Here is a 16,654-nt window from a genome sequence, read left to right on the forward strand (position 1 = left end):
ACCTCGGCGTCGTCGTCACCACTGCGCGCTGATTCATGTCACCAACGCTAGCAGATGTCTCAAGCTTCGTCGTCGTCCAATTCCAGCCCGATCGGCCGGATCAGCCCCTCCTGCGCGACCGACGCGACCAGCCGCCCGTCCTGACTGAACAGCCGCCCGGTGGCGAACCCGCGGGCCCCCGACGCGGACGGCGACGCCTGGTCGTACAGCAGCCACTCGTCCGCACGGAACGGCCGGTGGAACCACAGCGCATGGTCGATCGAGGCCGGCTGGATCCGCCGGTCGCCGATGATGATGCCGTGCGGCAACAAACTTGCCCCGAGCAACGTCAGGTCGCTCGCGTAGGCCAGAACGCAAGCATGCAAGGCGTGATCGTCGGCAAGCTTGCCCGAGGCCTTGATCCAGAACTGCCGCCCGGTGACCCCGGCCAGCCGGACGTCGAGCGCCGCCCACTCCTTGTTCCAGTCCTCTGCCTTGCGTCCGCTGGCCGCCTCGAAGACCGACGCCAGCGTTGGCGCCTCGTCTGGTGGTACCAGGTCGCCCGGCATCTTGTCGGCGTGATCCAGCCCAGGCTCGGGCACCTGGAACGACGCCGACATGTAGAAGATCGTCTTGCCGCGCTGCGACGCGACCACCCGCCGGCTGCTGAACGAGCGCCCGTCGCGGATCAGCTCCGGGTGGTACTCGATCGGTACGGAGGTATCACCCGGGCGCAGGAAGTACCCGTGCAGCGAGTGCACGATCCGATCCTCGCCGACCGTGCGGCTGGCGGCGGCGAGCGCCTGGCCGAGCACCTGCCCACCGAACACCCGCTGGGCACTCGTCTGCGGCTGCCGGCCCCGGAACAGGTCGGCGTCGATCTTCTCCAGGTCGAGCAGTTCGACCAGATCCTCCAGAGACTCGGGCATGTCTCATCCTGACAGCTTCGGCCGGTACTCCGGGCCGCCCGGCTCCGCGGCGCTCATGTGTCGCCGCTCACCCCGTTGTTTTCGGTGATCTTTCGGTCGCTCCCGGTAGATTGGTGAACGTTCAATCATCAAACGCACGACTGACAGGAGTAGCTGTGAGCCCCCTCCGCACGCTGACCCGGCCCGTCCACGCATCGCGCGACCTCGTGCTGCTGATCGCCCGCGTCGGCCTCGGCGTCGTCTTCATCGCCCACGGCTGGCAGAAGTTCCGCACCAACGGCCTCGACGGCACGGCAGCCGCCTTCGAGCAGATGGGCGTCCCCGCCCCCACGCTTTCGGCGTACTACGCGGCCGCGGTCGAACTCATCGGCGGCGCAGCGCTCGTCCTGGGCGTCCTCACCACGGTGGCCGGCGTCCTGCTGGCGCTCGACATGGCCGGCGCGTTCCTCTTCGTCCACATGTCGAACGGAGTCTTCGTCGCCGACGGCGGCTGGGAGCTGGTCGTCGTACTGGGCCTCTTCTCGCTGGCCCTGGCGGTTGTCGGCGCCGGGCGCTTCAGCGTCGACAACACGCTCACGCGCAGCACTGCAGGACGCGCGACCGTCTCGGCCTGAACGCAGGCAAGAGCCCCCACCAGTTCGGTGGGGGCTCTTCTACGTGGTACTTAGTTGTCGTCCTCGCGGTTGAGCTCGGCGAGGAACTGCTCGACCTCGGCGCCTAGCTCGTCGGCGGACGGTGTGGAGCCGGCGAGGAGGCTGCCGCGGCTCACTGAGCCGGCGGCGGCGTCGTACTGGGTTTCGAGGGCGTTAACCACCGAGGACGCGTCCTCGGAGGCCTCTACCTGCTCGTCGACCAGGCGGCCGGTCACTGCAGCCTCGTCGAGCAGGGCCTTGCTAGGGAGCAGCAGGCCGGTCGCAGCCGAGATGGCGTGGACCAGGGCCAGCGCTGCGCCCGGGAAGCGGTTCTCGGCCAGGTAGTGCGGCACGTGGACCGCGAAGCCCATCGCGTCCTTGCCGGCCTCACCCAGGCGGACCTGCAGCATCGTCGCGGCGCTCGCCGGCAGGCGCATCTCGCCGTCCCAGATGTTCGAGCGGGTGACCAGCTCAGGCCGCGTCGCGTGGGAGGTCAGGCCGAGCGGACGGGTGTGCGGGACGCCCATCGGGATGCCGTGCATGCCGATCGTCAGCGTCACGTTGTACTTCTCGATCAGCTGGCGGACCGCGCCGGCGAAGCGGTTCCAGTGGTTGTCGGGCTCGACGCCCTCCAGCAGCAGGAACTCGACGCCCGCGTCGTCCTTCATCAGGTGCAGCGACAGCTGCGGCGGGGTGTAGTCGATGAACCGGTCCTCGGCGAACGTCACCTCGGGACGGCGGGCCCGGTAGTCGTGCAGCAGGTCGACGTCGAACCGCGCGAGCAACCGGTTGTCGAGCACCTCGAGCAGGTGGTCGGCGGTCGCCCGCCCGGCCTGGCCCGCGTCCATGAAGCCGTCGAGCGAATGCACCAGCACTTTCGGCGTAGCCGCCGGGCCGGTCGCCACCGACTCGTCGACGATCTCGTAGAGGTCGTCCGGTCGCAGCATCGTCGTCTCCTTCTTAGTGGCCTTCAGGGCGGTCGGCCCCTCTATCCTGCCTTCTCCCTCAATAACGTCCGCGCGCCGGGCGGTAATTCCGCCTGCTGGGATCTTTCTCACTCCGTACTCCGGTCCGCGCTCACCCCGCTGCGTCGAGCTGTCCAAAAGTGGTCAGACATGCCCGTCGGCGAGCATTCCGGGAAAGCGCTTGCTAGCGTGCTCCTGTGCGCACCGAATCCGAACCGGCCCCGGCCGGCCACTCGCCGTCCCCTGAAGCCGCCCCGACCGCTGCCGTCACCGGCCGGCCGACGGTCATGCTCGCGATGAACGAGTCCAGCCGAGCGCGGGTGCTGGTCCCCGCCGTCCGCGAGCGGCTGGAGCGGGTAGCAGAGGTCCTCTCGATCAGCCCCGGCAACGCCGCCCGCTCTGGCAACGCCTTCCTTGACGATCCGGCCATCCGCGCGGCCCTCGCCGACGTAGACGTGCTGCTCACCGGGTGGGGCTGTCCGGCGATCACGCCTGACGTGCTCGCGGCGGCGCCGAAGCTCAAGGCGATCATCCACGCGGCCGGCTCGGTCAAGGGGTTCGTCGACCCGGCCACCTTCGAGCGCGGCATCCAGGTCACCTCGGCAGTCGTGGCCAACGCGCTGCCGGTAGCAGAGTTCACCGTGGCGACGATCGTGCTGAGCGGCAAACGCGCGTTCCGCCTCGGAGCGGAGTACAAGCTGAGCAAGCAGCGGCCGGACCCGGGCGCAGTGCCCGGCAGCTACGGCAGCACAGTCGGGCTCCTCGGCGCCTCGCGGATCGGACGGATGGTGGCGGAGCGGCTGCGCGCCTTCGATCTCGAAGTACTGATCAGCGACCCGTACCTGACAGCAGCTGAGGCTGCGGAGCTCGGCGCGGAGCTGGTCGAGCTGGACGACCTCTTCAGTCGCAGCGACATCTTGAGCGTGCACGCGCCGCTGCTGCCCGAGACGGTCGGGCTGGTCGACGCTCGTCTGCTCGGGCTGTTGAAGGACGGCTCGGTGCTCATCAACACCGCTCGCGGACGCATCGTCGACGCCGCGGCGCTCGAGCGGGAGTGTGTCGCGGGCCGGATCGACGCGGTCCTCGACGTCACCGATCCGGAGCCGCTGCCGCCGAATTCACCGCTGCTCGACCTGCCGAACGTCTTCCTCACCCCGCATCTGGCCGGCGCGGTCGGCAACGAGGTCGCTCGACTAGGTGAGCTCGCCGTCAGCGAGCTGGAACGCTTCGCCGCCGGTACGCCGCTGAAGCACGTCATCAGTTCCACCGAACTCGGGAGGATCGCATGAGCCGCCTCATGCTGCCGGACACCGACCGCGTGCTCTCGCGCCAGACCGGCTGGGTCCGTGCCCACTGGGAGGCACTCGCCGATCACCTGCTCGATTCGCTCGTCCCGTACTTCTCCCCCGGCAACGCCCGTGTCGTCCTGCCCGGTCGACCGAGCCGGTCCGGTACTGCGTCCGACGAACTGGAGGGGTTCGCCCGGTCGTTCATGCTCGCCGCCTTCCGGATCGCCGGTGTTCGCGGCGAGGGCTGCGAGAAGCTGATCGAGCGGTACGCGCGCGGCGTCACCAATGGCGCGAACCCGGACCACCCCGAGGCGTGGCTGCGGCTCACGCCTCGCTCGCAACAGATGGTCGAGGCGGCCGCGATCGCCGTCGCGCTGCACGAGTCCCGCGAATGGATCTGGGACCGGCTGGACACGCGGGCGCAGGAGCACGTCGCGGAGTGGCTCGGCGGCTTCATCGGCTCGACTACGCACGACAACAACTGGCGGCTGTTCCAGGTCGTCAGCGAGCAGTTCCTCGCCTCCGTGGGCGCGCCGTACTCGAAGGAAGACATCGAGGGCGGGCTGGACCGGATCGAGGACTGGTACGTCGGCGACGGCTGGTACTCCGATGGCGACGGACAGAACTTCGACAACTACATCGGCTGGGCGATGCACCTCTACCCGGGGATCTGGGCCCGGATGGCGGCGGCGACCCCGGGAGCGCAGTACGAGAATCGGCTGAAGGTATACCGGGAGCGGCTCGCACTGTTCCTGGAGGACGCGGTCCATCTGGTCGGGAACGATGGCGCGCCGGTCTACCAGGGGCGGTCGCTGACGTACCGGATGGCGTCCGCCACGCCGTACTGGATGGGTCAGATCCTCGACGCGACGCCGCTCAGCCCCGGGCAGACGCGGCGGTTGTGTTCGGGAATTGCGCGGCACTTTGTGCAGCACGGCGTACCGGATGAGCGGGGACTGCTGACGTTGGGCTGGTACGACACATTCCTGCCGACTACGCAGTCGTACTCCGGACCTGGGTCGCCGTACTGGGCCTCCAAGGGCTTCATCGGGCTACTGCTGCCGCCGGAGCACCCGGTGTGGTCGGACCCCGAGGAGACGGTGCCGCTGGACGAGGCTGACCAGGTACGGGCGATGCCTGCGCCTGGATGGTTGGTGCACGCGAGCCGGCACGACCAGGTGGTCAAGCTGATCAACCACGGCGCCGATCATGCTCCCCCTGCTGAACCTGATGGCGTCGAGCCTGCCGCTGACCCGCACTACGACCGCTTGGCCTACGCGAACCATGCTGGGCCGGAGATCTCCGATGCGGCCCTGTTGCAACGGGTGGACAACCTCACCTCGCTCGTCGACCAGCGCGGCAAGTCGAGCTATCGCGGGCGGATCCGGCGGCTGGGAGTCGGCGAACGATCGGCGGCGTCCTGGAACAACGCGTGGCTCGGCAACGACGGGCCGTGGGCGATCGAGACCGCGTCGGTGGTGCACGGCGGCTGGGAGATCCGTTGCTCACTGGTTGACGGGCCTGCCGGCGTACTGGTCCGGAGCGGCGGGTATGCGATTGCCGGGGATTCCTTGCCCACAGCAACAGTCGGCGAGGGGCCGGCGTGGGCGTCGGCGCGGAACTCGGACGGGCTGATGGCGGCCGTGGTCGACCTGCACGGGTACGACGAGGCCGGGGTGCACCGCGATCTGGGGGCGAACCCGTTCGGGCCGCACTCGACCACGCCGTACCTGACCGCGAATCACACCGGCTCACCGTTGGTTCTTGTGCACGCGGTGTTGCTGACCCGTGACGCGATCCGGCCCGAGGCCCTTGCCGAAGGCATCGCCGTGGCCGTCGACGGACACGAGATCACTCTCACACTGCCCGGCGACGACACCGAAATAGTGCGCCTCGGGAACCGCTGACCTCGTACCGTAGGGATCATGACGGAGACGATCGAACCCGCACCCACCGACGCGTTGTCGGCGGCGGTCGCGGCCGACCCCAGCACGGCGAACCAGGAAAAGTTGTGGGCGGCAACCTTCGGGCTGGAGCGCTGGTGGTTCGTCCAGCGCGGTGAGCCGGAGAACCCGCAGCCCTTTGTCGGAGTGCATCAGGACCAGCCGTTCCTGATGGCGTTCACCTCGGCGCAACGGGCGCGGGGCTTCGCGATCGAGAACGGGTTGAGCCCGGCCGACGCCGAGGTACTGGTGCTCGCGCTGACGCCCGACGACGCGGTCGCGCAGGCGCCGGTGTGGTTGCAGCAAGGGATCGCGGCGATCACCTTCGACCACGGGATCGCGGGCTACTTCGCCCCGCTGGGCAACCTTCCTGCGATCCGCTCGCATGTGGCAAGCCTTACCTGACCCGAATCTGACACGCCGTTAGGCCAGCCTCGCCAACGGTGAGATTTTGGTTGGCGAGCACTACATTGGCCTGCATGAGCACGTACGAGAAACTTCTTCAAGAGCAGATCAGGAACGAATTCACGGCGTCCCACCAGTACACGGCGGTGGCCGTCTGGTTCGACGACCAGGACCTCCCGCAGCTCGCGACGCACTTCTACAAGCAGTCGCTGGAAGAGCGCAACCACGCGATGATGATGGTCCAGTACCTGCTGGACAAGGACATCCGGCCGAACATCCCCGGCGTCGGCGAGGTCGTGAACGAGTTCAAGTCCGCGCTGGAGCCGCTGGAACTCGCGCTGCAGCAGGAGATCACGGTCACCAAGCAGATCGAGACGCTGGCCCGGACCGCACGCGACGACAGCGACTACGTCGGCGAGCAGTTCATGCAGTGGTTCCTCAAGGAGCAGGTCGAGGAGGTCTCCGCGATGACCACCCTGGTCAACGTCGCGAAGCGGGCCGGCGACAACCTCTTCCACCTCGAGGACTTCCTCGCCCGCGAACTCGTCGGCAACGAAGGCTCCGACCCGACCGCCCCCAAGGCCGCCGGCGGCGCTGTCTAGTTTTTTCCCCGTGCTCAGGGCCGCCGCCATGGGCGCGGCGGCCCAGCCGAACCCCCGGTACTACCAGGAGCCTCCGCCACCGCCGCCTCCACCGCCACCGGAGGAGCCGCCGCTGAAGCCGGAGGAGCTGCCGCCGCCTCCACCGCTTCCCGCGGGAGCAGGCGGCGGGTCGAACGTGCTGGCCACGGTCTGGCTGATGTTGCCGGCCGCGAAACCTGAGCTGTAGTAGGACGGGCCCGTGTACCAGTAGGGATCCGGGGTGATCCGGCCGGCCGCGACGAGCTGGGCGCAGACGCGCTGCCAGCGGTCGGCCAGTTCGAAAGCGATGGCCCAGGGCAAGTACTTGCTGAAGATGTCTTCGCCTTCTTCGAACTTCAGCTGGTCCGCCTCGGCCGTCGCGAGGTAGGTCCGGAAGCCCACCAGCTGGTCGGTCACCGCCCGGCCGGCCGCATTTCGTTGCCCCCGGCCCCGAACTCCGAACCAGATGCCGATCGCGATCAGCACGGCCAGGGCGGGGATCCCGTACGTGAGGGCCCGCCCCAGACCGCCGGTAGCCGCACCAATCGCCGTACCGCCGATCAGCCCGCCAAAGACCCACGTGCCGATGATGCCCAGGCAGGCGACTCGCGCGCCGCCCGAGACGGCCGAGCCGCCGCCGGCGCGTGGCATCCGGACGTACCAGTTGCGTTGTTTGATCTGCTGGCGTAGCTGGGCGATCATCGCGTCGTGCGCCTGCCGCATCGAGGTGTCACCGGTCGGGCGGCGCTCCAGCACGATCTCCGCACCTGGTTGCAGGCCGGGGAACAGACCCTGCATCAGGAACTGCTCGTGCGGGGCCGTTGCGACGGCGGGGTTCAGCAGGACGGCCTTCTGCTCATTGCCGGTGTTGTCGATCCGGATCCCGCCGCGGACCGCGAGGTCGATGAGGGTCGCAGCTGTCTCGGTGGTGTTCGCCTTGGCGTCGATCAGCAGCCCGCCCTCGGCGACCGGGATCCTCGGCGGTGAGAACGCGACCGGGAGCTGACTATCGTTCAGGTCGTCCTTGACCGGCGGCGCGACCATACCGTCCGGTGGGAAGCTGCCTGGCGGCATCCCGGCGAAGCGCTGGTCCTTGTTGCCGTTCTTGCTGTACAGCACGGCGCCGGCGATCGCGGCGAGAGAGACGGCGCCCGAGCCGATCAGGCTGGGAACGGTCAGACCGGCGCGCTCGAGCAGGCTCGGCGGGTCGACCACGATCGGTGTGTCGTTGCTGACCACCCCGGCCTTGATGCCGGCGACGATGGTGAGCTGCTGCTTCCGGTTCAGCGTTGCCTGCTGGAACACCGCTTCGCCACTCACGACCGTCGCCTGGCTGCATGCCACGTCCGGCGGGCCGGCGATGCACTTCACTTGCTGCACACCGGGCGCGGGGACGCTGACCTTGACGGTGACGTTGTTCAGGACTGCGTCCCAGCCGTTGCCGGTCGCATCCCAGTAGAGCTCGCTGTGGTCGGAGAAGTGCCGCAGGGCGCCGCGTACGTCGTACTGAATGACGTAGGTCGCCTTGGTGCCGGAGACGGTCCGGTTCGCGTCGCCGATCTTGATCTGGATGCTCTCGTCGCGCTGACTGTTCGACTTCGTCGTCTCCTTGGTGAAGTCTGCCGGCGCGCCACTGGGGCTGCTGACCTCGATGCCGGAGACCTCGTACTTCTGGTCCTTCGACTTGTCGTCGGCCCAGACCTCGCGGGTGATCAGGTTGCGGTAGATGCCGTGCCGGCCGGTACTGCCGAAGCTGTAGTCGATCGTCTCCTTCACCCCCAGCACGCCATCCGCCTTGACGGTGTACTCGATCTGCATCTTCGTCACGACGTCACCGAAGTCCGTCGGGCCGGCCATCGCTGGTGCGGCGCTGGCGAAACCCGCCAGGACTAGGCCGGAAAAGGCTGCGGCGACCGCTGTGAAGAATCCCCTACGCATGCGGCGACAGTACCGACGGCAAGGGTCCGTCAGCCCTCGCGACTGGCCGGTGTGTCGGTGCCGGCGGCCTGGATGGCGGCGGCTACTAGGTCGGCGGCCGTGGTGTCTCGGGTGCGGCGGCCGCGGTCGTAGTACTGGGTGGTGGCGATGGTGGCGTGGCCGACGTCTGCCTGGACGTGCTGGATGCGGGCGTCTTGCTCGAGGGCGATGGTGACGTAGGCGTGCCTGAGCGCGTGGGGATGGATGCGGTCGGCTACCTCAGCCAGCGCGGGACCAGCCTGTACTGCGATCCGCCGCAGCAGCGCATTGATGTCGAAGCGGGAGCAGCGGCCGCCGCCCCTGGTTGCGATCATCGGGGCGCGGTTGGCGCTGGTCCTGCCTCGGAGGGCTGGCGTGGCTGCGTCGCTGGTGCGGTCGCGCTCGGCCAGGTAGTCGGTGAGAGCCGTCGCGGCGAGGTCGGTCAGGTAGACCTCGCGATGGAGCCCGCCCTTGCCGAGGACTCGCAGCATGGGCTCTCCCCCGGACAGGACCAGACTGTCCCGATCCAGGCCAACCAACTCGGACACCCGAAGCCCCAGCGTCAGCAGGCCGACTACTGCAACTGCTCGGCGCGCATAGAGGTCCCTGTGCCGGGTGCGGTTGGGTAGCTCGGCAGCCGCGTCTAGAAGCGCCCTCAGCTGGCCCGCTGTCAGCCTGATCGTCGGTGACGCGTCGCGAGCAGTGCTCCCCAGCCCAAGCCGCGCCCGATTCAACGCCGCCGGATTAGCCGGTACCACGCCTGCCTCGGTCAGGTGCCCGTAGAACGCCGACAACGTAGACAACATCCGCTGCCGAGTCCGCTTCTCAGCCCCAGCCGCATCCAACTGATGCAACCAAGCCTTCACATCCCCACCAGTGGCTGCCCGCGGATCCATCCCCCGCCCCGCACACCACCTGAACCACGCCAGGTGATGCAGTACCCCAACCCTTCCCACGGGCGGAGGCGTGCCCGCCCCGCCGAGACCGCTGGTTTCGGCGGCAGTCGATCGGCGGCCGTCAGCGCTGGCCGGCCCTCCAGTGGTTGCACCTTGCCCGACGGGGCCGGTCACGGCATCCACCCAAGCCACCGGCAGGCCCAGGGCGTAGGCGTAGGTCTTGCGGGTGCCCGGGTTGGCGTATTGGGTCAGCCAGTCGGCTATCTGCGCCTGCAGTTCCGCCGGGTCTTCGACGCCTGGCCAGTCCTCGACCGGTTCTGCTGTGGCGGGCACTGCTCTGAGCGTCTCCAGGACCACCAAAGCGTCCAAATCTGTGGGCATTTGCCGATCTTCACCCGCCAACCCAGTCCAGCTCGGACGGCTCGCCGGACGTACCAACAAAACATTGGTTTCGTTGGCTGATGGTTTGGTTTTGGAAACGCCGAACCGGTTTCCCGGTTTTATATCTCCTAACCTCTACGCTCACGACCATGAGTGAGGACACTGGACGCTGCGGTTACAGCAAGTGCCGGGCGGAGTTGCCGGCGCCGGGGATGCAGGGTGGAAGGCCGCGGAGTTTCTGCCGGGATACCCGTTGGGACGGCGGCCGGACCTGCGCCCAGATGGCTAGAGCCGAAAGAGAAGCCCTGGGAGCACTCGGCCTGGACGCGGGCAGCAACACCTTCCGTCTAGACGCTGAGCGACTCCGCGACCACTTGGAGACAATCCGCGAGCCAGTAGACGCACTGACGGCGGCGCTAGCAGCGGTGACCACCCGCCTGGACGAGGTAGAGGCCGCCGCAGTCGCCTCCGTGGAGACAGCCCACGCCCAGGTAGCGGAGGCAGAGCGAGCCCGGCTAGCCGCCGAGGAAGCCCGTGAGGCTGCCGAGCACCGCACCCGCCAGGCAGTAGCCGCCGCGGAGAGAGCCGCCAAGGAGCGCACCGAGGCGGTAGACCGAGCCGGCGCAGCAGCACGCCAGGCGCTTGAAGCCACGGAGGCTCTCGGCGCAGCACGCCAGCAGGCGCAAGACGCGATCGCCGCCCGAGACAGCGCAGTACAGGCGCGGGAAGACCTCGTACAGGCGCTGGAGAATGCTGTACAAGCCAAGGACCACGCTGTCCGCCAGACGGAGACCGCGAACGCAGTACTGGCCACCAGGCAGCAGGAGTTGCATGACGGCGAGCGGGATCGCCTCGAGCTGGCGGCAGCGCTCGAACGGACGGCCTTGGAGCGAGACACCGCTCTCCGCGGCGAACAAGAACGCCGAGCCGAGTTGGAGCTTGTCCGGGAAGAGCTCACTTCCCAGCAGGAGGCTGACCGTCAGGCGGCTGCTCAAGCGGAAGCCACCGCAGTCGACCTCCGAGCTGCTCTGGCGGGCGCCGAAGCCAAGGCCACCCACCTGCGAGAACTGTCCGCTCAGACAGACGCCGAGCTCAGCCACTTCAGACGAACGGCCACGGAGACTGCCGCCGAGCTCGCGCGGCTTCGCACGGAGTTCGCCGAGCGGCCGGCGCCCCGCCTCCATCCCGAAGACCTCCAGGCAATGCTCACCGCCCTAGCACCCACACCCCCCACCACATCCGTCCCCACCTGACCACCCGCACGCCACCACTTTGTGCTCCACGTGAGTAAATCCACCCCGCCTCGACTGCTCACGCTGAGCACAAAGTCGCCCTGCCACCCCGGTGAGCCGAGAGGTTGGGAGCCGAGTAGGCGCCAAGTGGTGGGGTTGTGGTGGTGGGTGGGGTGGTGGGGGCTTGTGCTCGGTGGGCGGTTGGGGGAATGGTGGGTGAACCAGGAGGAAACGTCATGGCAGACAAGGCGAATGCTTCCCAGGGCGGTGGTGCTGCTCCGGTCGCGGACAGCCCGGCCGCCATCCGTAACGTGGTGCTCGTCGGGCCGTCGGGTGCCGGCAAAACCACTCTGATCGAGGCCTTGCTGGTTGCCTCCGGAGTGCTGAACAGACCGGGCACCGTCGTCGACGGTACGACGGTCTGCGACTGCGACGACGCCGAGATCCGGCAGCAGCGGTCGGTGGGGCTCGCGCTCGCCCCGCTCCCCCACAACGGCGTGAAGGTCAACCTGATCGACACCCCTGGGTACGCCGACTTCGTAGGAGAACTCCGGGCCGGACTCCGCGCCGCAGACTGCGCTCTCTTCGTGCTCCCGGCCAACGAGGGGATCGACGAGCCGACCAAGGCGCTGTGGCAGGAGTGCGACCAGGTCGGCATGCCGCGCGCCGTCGTGATCACCAAACTCGATCACGCCCGGGCGAACTACGAGAACGCGCTCTCCGCGGCCCAGACCGCCTTCGGGGACAAGGTTCTCCCCCTCTACCTGCCAACGACCAACGGGCTCGTCGGCCTGCTGTCGCAGACACAGTACGAGTACGCCGGCGGCAAGCGCACGACGCATGACCCGGATCCGCAGTACAGCGATCAGGTCGAGGAACTCCGCGGCACGCTGATCGAAGGCATCATCGAGGAGTCCGAGGACGAGTCGCTGATGGAGCGCTATCTCGAGGGCGAGCAGATCGGCCAGGACGTCCTGATCGAGGATCTCGAGAGAGCGGTTGCCCGCGGGTCGTTCTTCCCCGTCATCCCGGTCTGCAGCGGCACCGGCGTCGGCACGATGGAGCTGCTCGAGATCGCGACGAGTGGGTTCCCATCGCCGCTCGAACACCCGCTGCCCGAGGTGTTCACGCCGCACGGCGTACCGCGCAAGCAGGTCGCCTGCGATCCGGACGGGCCGTTGCTGGCCGAGGTGGTGAAGACGACGTCGGATCCGTACGTCGGCAGGGTCAGCCTGGTGCGGGTGTTCTCCGGCACCATCAGGCCCGACACGACGGTTCACGTGTCGGGCCATTTCACGTCCTTCTTCGGCGACGCGAACAGCCACGCGGACCACGACGAGGACGAGCGCATCGGCACGCTCTCGTTCCCGCTCGGCCGTCAGCAACGACCGGCCACCACGGTGGTCGCGGGAGATCTCTGCGCGATCGGCCGGCTCACCAGGGCGGAGACCGGGGACACGCTCTCCGACAAGGCGGACCCGGCGCTCCTCAAGCCGTGGACGATGCCCGAGCCGCTGCTGCCGATCGCAGTACAAGCACATGCGAAGACCGACGAGGACAAGCTGTCGGTCGGGTTGGCGCGACTGGCCGCTGAGGACCCGACACTGCGGATCGAGCAGAACCCGGAGACGCATCAGATCGTCTTGTGGTGCATGGGTGAAGCGCACTCGGACGTCGTCCTCGACGCGCTCGCCAACCGGTACGGCGTCACCGTGGACACCGTCGAGCTGCGGGTGCCGTTGCGGGAAACCTTCGGCGGCAAGGCCAAGGGGCACGGGCGCCACGTCAAGCAATCGGGTGGGCATGGGCAGTACGCCGTCTGCCACATCGAGGTCGAGCCGCTGCCCGAGGGGCAGGAGTTCGAGTTCGTCGACAAGGTGGTTGGCGGTGCGGTACCGCGGCAGTTCATCCCGAGTGTGGAGAAGGGCATCCGGGCGCAGATGGAGAGGGGTGTCGGCGCCGGGTATCCGATGGTCAACATCCGGGTGACGCTGCTCGACGGCAAGGCGCACAGCGTCGACTCGTCCGACATGGCGTTCCAGATGGCCGGCGGGCTGGCACTGCGCGAGGCGGCGACCGCGACCAAGGTGAACCTGCTGGAGCCGGTCGATCTGGTCTCCGTACTGACGCCCGATGACCTGGTCGGCGCCGTGATGAGTGACCTGTCCGGCCGTCGCGGCCGTCTGCTCGGCACCGAACGCGTCGGGGAAAGCCGCACGTTGGTCAAGGCCGAGGTCCCGCAGGTCGAGATCACCCGGTACGCCATCGACCTGCGCTCGCTCTCCCACGGCGCCGCATCCTTCACCCGCACCTTCGCCCGGTACGAAGCCATGCCCGACTCAGCGGCCGCCCGGGTGAAGTCCACGGTCAGCTGAGGCGACGGCTGAAGTCCACCGTCAGCTGAGGCGGCGGCGGATGTCCTTCGTACGCAGGTACTCCGCGACGTCGTCGTAGCGCTCGGACTGGTTCGCGAACTCGATGTACGAGCGGACCCGATGCAGCCAGTCGAGCGTCGACGGCTTCACCGTCGTGAGGGCCGCCGAGAGGTGCTGCATGGACAACGGCGGCTCGCCCCCACTGGTCAGCGCCTCGTCGATCACCCGATCCACCCCGCGTTCGACCAGCGCGCGCAGATCGGCGCCGCTGAACATCGGCGTCTGGCCGGCGAGCGACTTCAGATCCACCCCGGCCGTCGGTACGTCCTTCAGCACCACCGAGAGGATGTCAGCGCGAGCCGGCTCATCTGGCGGTGGTACGAAAATCACCCGGTCGAACCGCCCCGGCCGCAGCATCGCCTCGTCCACATCCCAGGGCGCGTTCGTGGCGGCGAGTACCAGCAAGCCCTCGTTCTCGGAGCCGATCGCGTCCAGCTCCTGCAGCAGTACGTCGACCAGCCGCCGCGACTCCGACCCGCCGTGCTTGTGCCGCGCGAACGCCAGCGCATCCAGCTCGTCCAGGAACAACACACACGGCGCATTCGCCCGCGCCCGCTCGAAGGCGGCATGCAGATTGCGCTCGGACACCCCGAGGTACGGGTCCATCACGTCCTCGATCCGGACGTTGACGAACGGCAGCCCACACTCCCCCGCGGTCGCCCGCGCGAGCAGCGTCTTGCCGCACCCGGGCGGCCCGTAGAGCATCACGCCACCGCCCGACCTGCGCCCGTACTTCGAGTACAGCTCGGGCCGGCTCAGCGGCAGGATCACCATCCGGTGGATGATCCGCTTGATCTCGTCCATCCCGCCGACCTGGTCGAAAGTCGTGGTCTCCTTGACCGTCTCACTCTCGACAACAGCCTCGTCCTCAGGACCGACCTTCACCCGTACGCCGCTGCGCTCGGAGATCATCTCGTCGGCAAGTTGCTGTAGCCGCCCGGTCCCTTCGACCACACCAGCCTGCCGGGCCGCTTCGAGGCAGCTCCTGAGCAAGGCGAGCCGTCCGTTGGCTGCGGCGAGCTCGCCAACCGGCACCAGCTGGTCCACGGGCAGTCCGTGCTGATCGAGCAGCACGACGTACTGGTCGAGCGCCGGCTCGGTCTCGTCCGCGGCCACCAGCGTCTCGGCGAGGATGAGGCGCAGCAGCACGTCGTCCGGGCTGGCCTCGACCGCCTTGCGCAGCGCGGAGATCCGGTCGTCCGTCATGAACCCCACTTCCGGTTGATCAGGCGGCGTACCAACGGCGGCGCGACCCATGAGTAGATGCAGAAGGCGAACCAGCCGATCGCCGCGACCGTCGCGAGCAGCCCGAACCCGGCGTACCGGAGGCCGTAGATGATCGCGACCGCGCCGATCCAGACCACCAGCGGATTGAACCGCTGGAAGGGACGCAGCGGGCGCAGGAGCGGATGGTTGATGAGTTTGGCTTCCCGTGCCGCTCCGCGCAGATCGCCATCGGCCGGGTTGTTCGCGGCGGCTGAGGCGAGAGAGCGGTATCCCGATCTCGGGTCGCCGGTGAGCATGGACGCCGTACCGTGCAGTGCCTGCGCGCCTGGATCCTCGGGATCGACAGAGAGCGCTTCCTGGCTGTGCCGCCGCATGTCCTTGTGCCGGCCCTGGGCGAAGGCGACCTGCGCCCGAGCCGATGACACGGCTGCGCTCTCCGGAGCGAAGGATGCTGCGCGTTCGACCAGAGCAGATGCCTTCTCTGTCTGGCCCGCCGCCAGGCAGACGATCGCGTAGCCGAGGAGGAGGTCGGGCTCGTTCGGGTCAAGGCTGAGGCCTTGCAGATAGACCGATTCGGCCTCCTGCAGCTGACCCTCCGACCGCAACGCTGAGCCGAGCAGGTGGAGCATCGGGGTGGACTGTCCATAGTGGGACAGGCCGTCACGTAGTACGGAGATGGCCTCGGTGTTGCGGTCGAGCGTGTGCAGCGCGGCGCCGCGGAACAGGAAGGCTCGGTAGTCGATCGCCGCGTCACCCCACAGCCCTTGGAGCTCGTCGAGAGTCCGCTCGGGGTGGCCGATCTGCAGCCAGTGGCCGGCCATCTGGAGCCTGGCCTCGGTCGGCTCGTTCACAGCGCCGCCTCCAGCAGCATCAGGAGGCCGACCTCGAGCACACCGCCGCCGATCACCGCGGCAAGCCCCGGCCACCACAGCGACTTGTACTCCGCGCCGCGCAACTGGAACGCCCGGTCCATCGGCTGCTGGATCCGCAACTGCGCCAGGCAGGTCAGTACGGCGATCACCCGTATCACCACCCGCGTCCCCGACGCGACCGTCACCTCACCCGTGAGCAAATCCAACACGACTGCTACAACCACGAACCCGGCCAGCCCGGAGCCGAGGATCAGCCACCGTCCACGAGCCGGTACGCCGAGCCGCCGCGCGTTCAGCCAGGCGATCACGGTGACCGCGATGACCCCGCCGAAGAACGCCACGTAGGCCTGCGACATCAACCGCCAGGGGCGCACGGTCACGTCGACGTCGGCGCCGATGGTCGGGCGCAGCAACTCGTCGGACATGGGACTCCCTCAGAGGATGGCGGTTCGCGCGCAGTTTAGCCTGGGGCGATGACCGAGAACTGTCTTTTCTGCGGGATCGTGGCCGGCACCATCCCGTCCCAGCAGGTCGCCGAGAACGACCGCGCGATCGCCTTCATGGACATCAACCCCGCGACCCGCGGCCACCTGCTCGTCATCCCGCGCGAACACTCGACCGATCTGCGCGAGGCCGCTCCCGAGGACCTCACCGCTGCCACGCTGCTCGCGCAGTCCTTGGTCAGTCGCGTGATCGATCGGCTGGATGCCGACGGCGCCAACCTGCTCAGCTGCATCGGGGCCGATGCGTGGCAGTCCGTGTTCCACACTCACCTGCACGTCATTCCGCGGTACAAGGACGACCCGCTGCAACTCCCCTGGCACCCGACGCCCGGCGACTTCGACGCCATCGCGGCGACTGCGACCTCCTTGCGCTAACGCCTGACGACGTTG

The 16,654-nt window shown here is 68.3% G+C and carries 15 protein-coding genes; 8 read left to right on the plus strand and 7 right to left on the minus strand.

The annotated features are described in order from the left end of the window. Window positions 1–59: 59 nt before the first annotated feature. Window positions 60–908, minus strand: a complete 849-nt coding sequence (locus OHA70_RS32075; RefSeq protein WP_328323979.1) for an acyl-CoA thioesterase — start codon at window positions 906–908, stop codon at window positions 60–62. Window positions 909–1,063: 155 nt separating this feature from the next. Here OHA70_RS32075 and OHA70_RS32080 point away from each other — a divergent pair, with 155 nt between their 5' ends. Continuing rightward, window positions 1,064–1,522 (plus strand): DoxX family protein, encoded by a 459-nt coding sequence (locus OHA70_RS32080; RefSeq protein WP_328323981.1) that lies wholly within the window; start codon window positions 1,064–1,066, stop codon window positions 1,520–1,522. A gap of 50 nt (window positions 1,523–1,572) precedes the next feature. Here the strand turns inward: OHA70_RS32080 and OHA70_RS32085 are convergent, their stop codons facing one another. Further along, window positions 1,573–2,487, minus strand: coding sequence for a proteasome assembly chaperone family protein (locus OHA70_RS32085; protein WP_328323983.1), 915 nt, complete (start codon window positions 2,485–2,487; stop codon window positions 1,573–1,575). 215 nt (window positions 2,488–2,702) lie between these two features. Between OHA70_RS32085 and OHA70_RS32090 the strand changes: the two genes are divergently transcribed. The 4 genes from OHA70_RS32090 to OHA70_RS32105 all read left to right on the plus strand — a co-directional run bounded on the left by OHA70_RS32090 (window position 2,703) and on the right by OHA70_RS32105 (window position 6,744). Beyond that, complete coding sequence (locus OHA70_RS32090) at window positions 2,703–3,794, plus strand: hydroxyacid dehydrogenase (protein ID WP_328323984.1); 1,092 nt, start codon at window positions 2,703–2,705, stop codon at window positions 3,792–3,794. Continuing rightward, window positions 3,791–5,701 (plus strand): DUF2264 domain-containing protein, encoded by a 1,911-nt coding sequence (locus OHA70_RS32095; protein WP_328323986.1) that lies wholly within the window; start codon window positions 3,791–3,793, stop codon window positions 5,699–5,701. Before OHA70_RS32090 ends, OHA70_RS32095 begins: the two co-directional genes overlap by 4 nt. 18 nt (window positions 5,702–5,719) lie before the next feature. After that, window positions 5,720–6,142 carry a hypothetical protein gene (locus OHA70_RS32100; RefSeq protein ID WP_328323988.1) on the plus strand — a complete coding sequence of 141 codons (423 nt, stop codon included), beginning with the start codon at window positions 5,720–5,722 and terminating at the stop codon, window positions 6,140–6,142. 74 nt (window positions 6,143–6,216) lie between these two features. Next, window positions 6,217–6,744: a ferritin gene (locus OHA70_RS32105; RefSeq protein WP_328323990.1), complete on the plus strand. Its 528-nt coding sequence runs from the start codon at window positions 6,217–6,219 to the stop codon at window positions 6,742–6,744. Between the two features lie 60 nt (window positions 6,745–6,804). On the opposite strand, the gene OHA70_RS32110 is transcribed toward OHA70_RS32105, so the two are convergent. Then, window positions 6,805–8,700 carry a DUF2207 domain-containing protein gene (locus tag OHA70_RS32110; protein ID WP_328323992.1) on the minus strand — a complete coding sequence of 632 codons (1,896 nt, stop codon included), beginning with the start codon at window positions 8,698–8,700 and terminating at the stop codon, window positions 6,805–6,807. 29 nt (window positions 8,701–8,729) lie between these two features. After that, entirely contained in the window at window positions 8,730–9,995 is a 1,266-nt protein-coding gene (locus OHA70_RS32115) for a tyrosine-type recombinase/integrase (RefSeq protein ID WP_328323994.1), read from the minus strand. Window positions 9,996–10,144: 149 nt separating this feature from the next. On the opposite strand from OHA70_RS32115, the gene OHA70_RS32120 reads away from it, so the two are divergent. Then, window positions 10,145–11,248, plus strand: a complete 1,104-nt coding sequence (locus OHA70_RS32120; protein ID WP_328323996.1) for a hypothetical protein — start codon at window positions 10,145–10,147, stop codon at window positions 11,246–11,248. A 215-nt stretch (window positions 11,249–11,463) separates the two neighbouring features. Continuing rightward, complete coding sequence (locus tag OHA70_RS32125) at window positions 11,464–13,602, plus strand: elongation factor G-like protein EF-G2 (protein ID WP_328323998.1); 2,139 nt, start codon at window positions 11,464–11,466, stop codon at window positions 13,600–13,602. A 21-nt stretch (window positions 13,603–13,623) separates the two neighbouring features. Here the strand turns inward: OHA70_RS32125 and OHA70_RS32130 are convergent, their stop codons facing one another. Genes OHA70_RS32130 through OHA70_RS32140 form a run of 3 tightly spaced genes read right to left on the minus strand, consistent with a single transcriptional unit; the run spans window position 13,624 to window position 16,186 of the window. Beyond that, window positions 13,624–14,868: an AAA family ATPase gene (locus tag OHA70_RS32130; RefSeq protein WP_328324000.1), complete on the minus strand. Its 1,245-nt coding sequence runs from the start codon at window positions 14,866–14,868 to the stop codon at window positions 13,624–13,626. After that, complete coding sequence (locus OHA70_RS32135) at window positions 14,865–15,740, minus strand: tetratricopeptide repeat protein (protein ID WP_328324002.1); 876 nt, start codon at window positions 15,738–15,740, stop codon at window positions 14,865–14,867. The genes OHA70_RS32130 and OHA70_RS32135 overlap by 4 nt, the downstream gene beginning before the upstream one ends. Next, window positions 15,737–16,186, minus strand: a complete 450-nt coding sequence (locus OHA70_RS32140; protein ID WP_328324004.1) for a hypothetical protein — start codon at window positions 16,184–16,186, stop codon at window positions 15,737–15,739. The genes OHA70_RS32135 and OHA70_RS32140 overlap by 4 nt, the downstream gene beginning before the upstream one ends. 48 nt (window positions 16,187–16,234) lie before the next feature. Here OHA70_RS32140 and OHA70_RS32145 point away from each other — a divergent pair, with 48 nt between their 5' ends. Then, window positions 16,235–16,639, plus strand: coding sequence for an HIT family protein (locus OHA70_RS32145; protein ID WP_328324006.1), 405 nt, complete (start codon window positions 16,235–16,237; stop codon window positions 16,637–16,639). The last annotated feature ends 15 nt before the right edge of the window (window positions 16,640–16,654 follow it).

The sequence above is a fragment of the Kribbella sp. NBC_00382 genome (genome assembly GCF_036067295.1).
Lineage (GTDB): Bacteria > Actinomycetota > Actinomycetes > Propionibacteriales > Kribbellaceae > Kribbella.